Here is a 7,019-nt window from a genome sequence, read left to right as displayed (position 1 = left end):
GCCCACCACGTTCCAGGCCCCCTGGCGGAGGGCCCAAATCGCCGGGTCTCGCGAATCCTTTCCACGCCCAGCCAGCCGGAGGGCCCAAATCGCCGGGCCCGGCATATCTCGCCCCACACGGGGGAAACACAGCAGTGCCTTTCTCAAAAAAGCCCGCCGCCGGCGGAAAGGTCGGTAGCGGGCGGGTAATGAGCTGATTACGCTTGGTTCTGGAGCTGGTGCTGGATGCTGAAGAGCGGGCTGACAGGTTCGTTCTCGTAGATACGGACGATGGCCTCGCCCAGCAGCTTCGCCACGGACACTTGAACCATCTTCGGAATCATCTTCTCCGGCGGCATCTGGATCGAATCCGTCACGACCAGCTGTTTGATGCTGGAGTTCTGGATGCGGTCGATGGCCGGGCCAGAGAGGACGGGGTGGGTACAGCTGGCGTAGACTTCAGTCGCGCCGGCGTCCTTCAACGCCTGGGCGGCCAAGGTGATGGTGCCGGCGGTGTCGATCATATCGTCGATAATGATTGCCCGCTTGCCTTCCACGTGGCCGATAATGTTCATCACTTCGGCCACGTTGGCCCGGGGGCGGCGCTTGTCAATGATCGCCAGCGGGGTCTTCAAGAACTCGGCCACCTTCCGCGCCCGGGTAACGCCGCCGTGGTCCGGAGAGACGGTGACGGCGTTCTCGTTCAAGTGGTGCTGCAGGAAGTAACTGGCCAGCAGCGGTGCGCCCATCATATGGTCCACAGGAATGTCGAAGAAGCCTTGAATCTGAGCGGCGTGCAGGTCCAGCGCGACAATCCGGTCAGCACCGGCCCGCTGGAGCATGTTCGCCACCAGCTTCGCAGTGATCGGCTCGCGTGCCCGGGACTTGCGGTCCTGGCGGGCATAGCCGTAATAAGGAATAACGGCGTTGATGGTGCGGGCACTGGCCCGACGCAGGGCGTCGATCATGATCAGTAATTCCATCAAGTTGTCGTTGACGGGTGCTGAGGTGGATTGGATCAGAAAGACATCCGCGCCCCGAATACTCTCGTCGATATTGATCTGAATCTCGCCGTCAGAGAATCGGCTGACCGAGGACTTGCCCAGTTCCACACCCACGGTCTGGGCGATTTTTTCTGCTAAGGGTTTATTCGAATTCAGTGCAAAGATCTTCAGCTTTTCGCCGAAACGATTTTCAACCATGTTTGCCTCCGCTTTTCCTTATTGCCACTCTTGGCTCTTGCTCAACGGTAATTTGTCCCAAAAATCGGGCTTGTTCACTTGCCGTGCCCGGGCAATGCCCATGGCGTGGTACGCAATGTCCTTGGTGATGGTGGAACCGGCAGCGATGAAGGCGTGGTCCGCGATCTCCACGGGCGCCACGATGTTGCTGTTGGAGCCAATGAAGGCCTTGTCGCCCACCGTGGAGTGCCATTTCTTCACCCCGTCGTAGTTGACGAAGACCACCCCGCAGCCGACGTTGATGTCGCTGCCCAGGGTCGCATCGCCCACGTAGGAGAGGTGGCCCAGCTTGGTGCGGGCACCCAGCGTGGCGTTCTTCACTTCGCAGAAGTTACCGACGTGGACGTCCTCGCCGATATCGGCCTTGGGCCGCAGGTGAGAATTAGGACCGATGTCGCTGCCCTTGCGCATGATGGCCGACTCAATGGTCGAACTGGTGATGTGCACGTCATCCTCGATGGTCGCGTCGATCAGCAGAGAGTGGGCACCGACCACGCAGTGCTTGCCGATGGTGGTGTGCCCCTGGATCTGGACGCCCGGTTCAATCACGGTATCCTGGCCGATGGTCACGCCGACGTCAATATACGTCGTCGCCGGATCGATCATGGACACGCCCGCCATCATGAAGTCATGGTTGATGCGCCGCTGCATCACCTTCGTGGCCGCCGCCAAGGCGACCCGGTCGTTAACCCCCATGGACTCCTCGAAGTCGTGCATCCGGTAAGCCGCGATGATGCCGCCGGCCTTGCGCATAATGGCGATCACATCCGTCAGGTAGTACTCGCCTTGCGCGTTCTTGTTGGTCACTTGCTTCAAGGCAGAAAACAGGGCTTGATTGTCGAAACAGTAGACCCCGGTGTTAATTTCTTGGATAGCGGCTTCTTCGTGGCTAGCATCTTTTTGTTCGACGATACGCTCCACGATACCCAAGTCGTTGCGGATGATGCGGCCGTATCCCGTAGGATCCGGGGCCGTAGCGGTGAGAATCGTGGCCTTGGCGCCCTTCTCCGTGTGGTACTGGAGCAGCTTGTTCAGCGTCGCGGCGGTCAGCAGCGGTGTATCCCCGCTGACCACCAGCGTCACGCCTTCCTTGTCCGCCAGCAGCGGTGCGGTCTGCAACACCGCGTGCCCTGTGCCTAGCTGTTCTGGCTGGTCGGCGTACGCAGTGCGGTCGCCCAGTGTGGCTTTCACATCCTGGGCATCGTGCCCGACAACGGTGATGATCTGCTGCGGCTGCACCTGACTGACCTGGGTCAATACGTGTTCGACCATCGTCCGGCCGCAGATCTTGTGCAGCACTTTATGGACGTCCGACTTCATCCGCGTGCCCTTGCCCGCGGCTAAGATCACGACATACCTTGGTTCCATTCAGAAACCCCCTGCTTTCTCACAAATTGTCCGTATTCATTCATATCATACAGGAAAAAACGGCCCAGCGCCACAGTAGGACGGCGTTGGGCTGCGCCCAGCCGCCTTGTTTTCGGGGTGCTTGGCCGGTACAAAGGCCCGCGTGAGCAATGGTGGGTTGCCCGGGACCAAAAAAGCCGGGTGACGAAGTACTCTCCCCGGATTTTTCTGAAACTATTGATTCGGTTAGCTACTCAGATCGCCCCAGCCAGCCGGAGGGCCCAAATCGCCGGGCCTCCGGAGCTGCCCTACCGCTCTGGCACAGCCTGAGTCAAGTCTTCCAAGAAGGTCGTTTTCTCCAGATAGTTCCCCGGATTCGCCACGATGGTCTGGGCCTCCGTGTCAACATCGTCCACCCGCAGCAAGGACGAATAGTTAGACACCATCGGCTTGCCGGAGAAGATGGCTTCGGCAAAGACCGCGATGCCCACCAGTTCCGCGTCGAACTCATTGATCAGGGTGCGCATGCCGTTGACCGTGCCGCCGCCCTTCATGAAGTCGTCGACCACGAGCACTTTGGCGCCCTCCCGCAGCGACCGCTTGGACAGCTCCATCTTCTCGATCCGATTGCTCGAGCCGGACACGTAGTTGACGCTGACCGTAGAGCCCTCAGTGACCTTGGAATCGCGCCGAACGATGACGAAGGGCACGTTCAGGAAGCTGGCCGTGGCTTGGGCAATGGGAATCCCCTTCGTGGCCACCGTCATCACCACGTCCACGGAATTGCGGACGTACTGCGTGGCAATCAGCCGGCCGATGTCGTTCAGGATCGTCGGCTGCCCCAGGAGGTCAGAAAGGTACACGTACCCGCCGGGCAATAAGCGTTCCTTTTCTGCCAAGCGCGCCGCCATACTCTGTAAAAACGTCTCGGCGAACTCTCGGGACACGGCGGGAATGTAACGGACGCCGCCAGCGGCCCCCGGCACCGTCTGCAAGATCCCCGTCCCCCGGGCGGCAAAGGTCCGCTTGACGATGGCCAAGTCTTCACTGATGGAAGACTTCGCCGATTCGTACCGGGCGGAGAAAAAAGTCAGGGGGATCAAGGTCTTGGGACGGGCCATTAAATATTGGGTGATATCGATCAGTCGTTCGCTGCGTTTTACTTTCATGATGGATTCCTTTCAGCATTTGCGTTATTTCCGGTTATTTTCTCTATTTTCTATGTAATCGTTCGGAAAGTCAAGACGGAATTGGCCGGCCGGGCGTTTTGCCGCCTTTCTTCTCTTCCCCGGGCAAGTCTTCCCCGTTAACAATCGATAACCATTATCATATACTAGGAAGTGTAATTAACGTTCCTGAGAAAGGTGAGTGCTATGGCGCACAAGACGTATACGGATTATTTCTTCGATAAGACAGCCTTCAATACCTTAGATGGCGGGTATATCCCGTTGAAGGTGAACAAGGACGCCCCGGCCCAGCCGCTGGCGATTCCGGCGCTGCATCCGGCGGACAGCGAGGATGCGGACCACGTGGAATATACCGTCACGGCCAAGGCCGGCGAGGTGCAGATGCTGCCGGGGAAACCGACCAAGACCTGGGGTTACGATGCCAACGTCCTGGGGCAGACCATCGTCTTCAAGGAGGGCCAGCATGTCACGATCCACTTGAAGAACGACCTGCCTGAGCTGACCACGTTCCACTGGCACGGCTTGAACGTGCCGGGGCCGTATGTGGACGGCGGCTGCCACGCACCGGTTTACCCGGGCGAGACGAAGGATATTGAATTCACCGTCAAGCAACCGGCGGCGACTCTCTGGCTCCACGCCCACCCGTGCCCCGAGACGGCCGTCCAGGTCTATAAGGGCCTGGCCGCGATGGTCTTAGTGCGTGACGCCCAGGAAGAAAAGCTGCCGCTGCCCCGTAATTATGGCGTCGACGATATCCCGGTCATTCTCCAGGACCGCCATTTCAACCGCCAGAACCAGTGGGACTACGAAGCCGATTATGACCCTGATGGTGTGCAAGGTCCGACTGCCGTCATCAACGGGACGGTCAACCCTTACTTCGACGTCACCACCACCCGGGTACGTCTGCGCATTCTGGACGGCGCGAACCGGCGGGAATGGCGCCTGCACTTCGGCGACGACCATGAATTCGCCCAAGTGGCCTCCGATGGCGGCATTCTGCCCGGCCCCGTCTACTTCACCCACTTGATGCTCACCTGTGCCGAGCGGGCCGAGGTCGTTGTCGACTTCAGCAACTACGCCGTTGGCGACACGGTCACACTGTATACTGACGACACCCCGCTGCTCGCCTTCCGCATCAAGGCTAAGAACGACAACGGTCACGGCGAGCTGCCGGAAAAGCTTGTCGACATTCCTCGGCTCGTGCCAAATCCTGACCTGCCGATCCACAAGGTCATCATGTCCGGCATGGACGAAGAAGTGATGCTCGACGGGAAGAAATTCGACATGCAGCGTATCGACAGCACCCAAGAATTAGGGGCGACCCAGATTTGGGAAATCGCCAACACCAACGACATGACGGGCGGCATGATCCACCCGTTCCACGTCCACGGCGGTCAGTTCCAAATCATTTCTCGTAATGGCCATGCCCCCTACCCGAATGAGCTGGGCTGGAAAGACACGGTGGGCGTGAACCCCCGGGAGAAAGTCCGTATCGCCATGCGCTTCGACTTTGCTGGGGTCTTCATGTATCACTGCCACATTCTGGAGCACGAAGACGGCGGCATGATGGCTCAAATCGAAGTCATCGACCCCAGCAAGCCACGGCCAAAGTACAAACTGATGGACCACCACACCTTGATGACGGCCTTCGCCAAGGAGCGCGGCGTCAGCATGGACGATATGTGGATCGGCGCCATGGGGTCCTATAAGAAAATGGGCATGCACATGTAATCTGCTTGCTTAAGCAGCGAAAAAGACACGGCTGGACGGCCTTTCCCAGGCTTCCAGCCGTGTCTTATTTATTGTCTTCTGCGTCGCCAGAGCCTGGCGTATGCATCAGCCGCACCCGGTCCCGTAACAGGTCCAGGATAGCCTGCAACCGGTCGATGGTGTCGTCCAAGGTCAGGTAATAGTAGACCTTGTTCTTCTGCTTGTACGCGTCGATCATGCCCACTTCTTTTAGGATCTTGAGGTGGTGCGACGTTGCCGGCTGCGACATCCGAATCTGCTCGGCCAGCTCATTGACCGTCAGCCCTTGGTCGGACTTGTCCCCCAAGAGCATCAGCAGCTTCTGCCGCGCCGGACTGGCCAGCGCGTTCAGGTGGGCAATATCAGAGCGGAACTCTGCCGCCGTGCGTTCTTGAACCTGTTCAGCAACCGAATTGGCGTGTTTTTTCTTGGCCATTATTCTGCCTTAACTTCCTTTTCTTGATGTTTTAACGGTCGAACAACATAGACTTCGGGTACAAACCCGCGCAACCCGTTGTAGATTCGCTGGGCGCGGCTGCGGGTGGCGGCGATACCGAACACGGTGGGACCGGTCCCCGTCATTTGGGCAGTAATCGCCCCGAATTGCCCCATTTTTTGGCGAATCCGCCGAATCTCCGGAATTTTTTCTTCCGAAATGGTCTCCAGCGCATTCCCCATACCTCCGGCCATGAGCGGCAAGTCGTGCTGGCGAATACCGGCGATGACCCGCTGTGTATCAGGATGGGGCAAAGCGGCCGGGGTCGTGGCCACGCTGAGGATCTGCGGAGTGGAGACCGGTACCGGCGGCTTGGCGATGACGACCCAGCAATCCGGCGTCGCGCCCAGCGGCGTCACGATTTCCCCCCGGCCGGTGACCAGGGCGGTTTCGCTGTACACGCAAAACGGGACATCCGAGTCCAGCGTCAAGCCCAGGGCTGCCAACGTGCGCCGGTCGAGCCCCAAATGCCAGAGCCGATTAAGGGCACGCAAAACCGCGGCGGCATCAGCGGAGCCGCCGCCCATCCCCGCCGAAACGGGAATATGCTTCTCGATATCGATCGTCACCCCCTGTTCTGGGGCATAGCGCTGCTGAAGCAGTCGCGCGGCCTGATAGGCCAAGTTGCGGCCGTCTTCGGGTAAAAACACGCTGTCTGTACTGACGTAGATTTGGCCGTCTGACCGGGGGGTAAGGTGGAGCGTGTCGTGCAGATCCACACAGGCCATCACCATTTCCCACTCGTGCAATCCGTCACGGTGGACGTACAAGGCGTCGAGTGACAGATTGATCTTAGCGGCTGCCCGCTCCATCATTTCTTCCATAAGCTTCACCGCTGTCTATATTGTGCTCATTATATCGGATTTTGCGCGTACACGCTACCAACAATCCGTGACGGCGTTGCGCTTTCGCGCGTCCGCCTCGTGGGGAGTAGAAGTGGTGCGCGAGACCCGGCGATTTGGGCCGATACGGCGTTGCGCTTCGCGCGCCCGCCTCGTGGATCACGGGATACACCCACGA

6 protein-coding genes are annotated in these 7,019 nt (G+C 59.1%); 1 reads left to right on the top strand and 5 read right to left on the bottom strand.

Annotated features, from left to right (window positions below; genetic code table 11):
- Positions 1 to 197: 197 nt before the first annotated feature.
- From L248_RS11060 to purR, 3 genes are all read right to left on the bottom strand, one after another.
- Positions 198 to 1,181: a ribose-phosphate diphosphokinase gene (locus L248_RS11060; protein ID WP_022530315.1), complete on the bottom strand. Its 984-nt coding sequence runs from the start codon at positions 1,179 to 1,181 to the stop codon at positions 198 to 200.
- A gap of 18 nt (positions 1,182 to 1,199) precedes the next feature.
- Positions 1,200 to 2,588: a bifunctional UDP-N-acetylglucosamine diphosphorylase/glucosamine-1-phosphate N-acetyltransferase GlmU gene (gene glmU, locus L248_RS11055; RefSeq protein ID WP_022530314.1), complete on the bottom strand. Its 1,389-nt coding sequence runs from the start codon at positions 2,586 to 2,588 to the stop codon at positions 1,200 to 1,202.
- A gap of 287 nt (positions 2,589 to 2,875) precedes the next feature.
- Positions 2,876 to 3,736 carry a pur operon repressor gene (purR, locus tag L248_RS11050; RefSeq protein WP_022530312.1) on the bottom strand — a complete coding sequence of 287 codons (861 nt, stop codon included), beginning with the start codon at positions 3,734 to 3,736 and terminating at the stop codon, positions 2,876 to 2,878.
- Positions 3,737 to 3,940: 204 nt separating this feature from the next.
- On the opposite strand from purR, the gene L248_RS11045 reads away from it, so the two are divergent.
- A complete protein-coding gene (locus L248_RS11045; protein WP_022530311.1) occupies positions 3,941 to 5,485 on the top strand; it encodes a multicopper oxidase family protein in 1,545 nt (514 codons plus the stop codon).
- A gap of 64 nt (positions 5,486 to 5,549) precedes the next feature.
- Here L248_RS11045 and L248_RS11040 read toward each other — a convergent pair whose 3' ends face one another.
- Entirely contained in the window at positions 5,550 to 5,939 is a 390-nt protein-coding gene (locus L248_RS11040) for an ArsR/SmtB family transcription factor (RefSeq protein ID WP_022530310.1), read from the bottom strand.
- A complete protein-coding gene (ispE, locus tag L248_RS11035; protein WP_040536445.1) occupies positions 5,939 to 6,823 on the bottom strand; it encodes a 4-(cytidine 5'-diphospho)-2-C-methyl-D-erythritol kinase in 885 nt (294 codons plus the stop codon). Before ispE ends, L248_RS11040 begins: the two co-directional genes overlap by 1 nt.
- Positions 6,824 to 7,019 lie beyond the last annotated feature (196 nt).

Origin of the sequence: Schleiferilactobacillus shenzhenensis LY-73 (genome assembly GCF_000469325.1) — a bacterium.
Taxonomy (GTDB): domain Bacteria; phylum Bacillota; class Bacilli; order Lactobacillales; family Lactobacillaceae; genus Schleiferilactobacillus; species Schleiferilactobacillus shenzhenensis.
Note: the sequence above shows the minus strand (reverse complement) of the source record. Positions and strands in the feature narration are given on the sequence as shown.